Annotated in this window: 2 pseudogenes; both read right to left on the bottom strand. The window is 65.1% G+C overall.

Annotation, left to right across the window (positions count from 1 at the left end):
• A pseudogene (locus AC1DY5_RS58225) lies at positions 1-422 on the bottom strand (electron transfer flavoprotein subunit alpha/FixB family protein); the annotation flags it as partial.
• Between the two features lie 2 nt (positions 423-424).
• A pseudogene (locus AC1DY5_RS58220) lies at positions 425-530 on the bottom strand (electron transfer flavoprotein subunit beta/FixA family protein); the annotation flags it as partial.

Genomic DNA, 530 nt, shown 5'->3' with positions numbered 1-530 from the left:
TCGCTGCTCTGCACGATCGCAATCGCGTTGCCGGCGTAGATCGGTCGCTCGAAGGTGTCGGGGCTGTCGACCTTGGTGACATCGCTGATCTGCGCCACGTCGAGCAGGGCGGCCACGCGTGGGGCGACGTTCTTGCCGTTGGCGGTCGAGGGGAACAGGATGTGGCTGTAGTTCTTSGCGATCGCSAGCACCTGGGCGGCGACGTTCTCGGCGAGGTTCTCGGCCAGGGAGGGGCTGTCGGCGACGATCACCTTGGCAACGCCTGCGACTTGAGAGGCGGCCTTGCCGGCTTCGGCGGCGTTGGCGCCGGCCACCAGCACGTGGACGTCGCCGCTGGCGCAGGCAATGCCCGCGGTCACGGTRTTGAGGGTCGCCGGCTTCAGCGTGGCGTGGTCGTGTTCGGCAATAACAAGTACGGTCATGATCAGATCACCTTCGCTTCGTTCTTGAGCTTGTCCACCAGCGTGGCAACGTCAGGCACCTTGATGCCGGCGCCGCGCTTCGGCGGTTCAGACACTTTCAAGGTCTTC

This window comes from Variovorax sp. P4_D9 (assembly GCF_056401695.1).
This window is presented reverse-complemented; position numbering and strand designations above follow the sequence as displayed.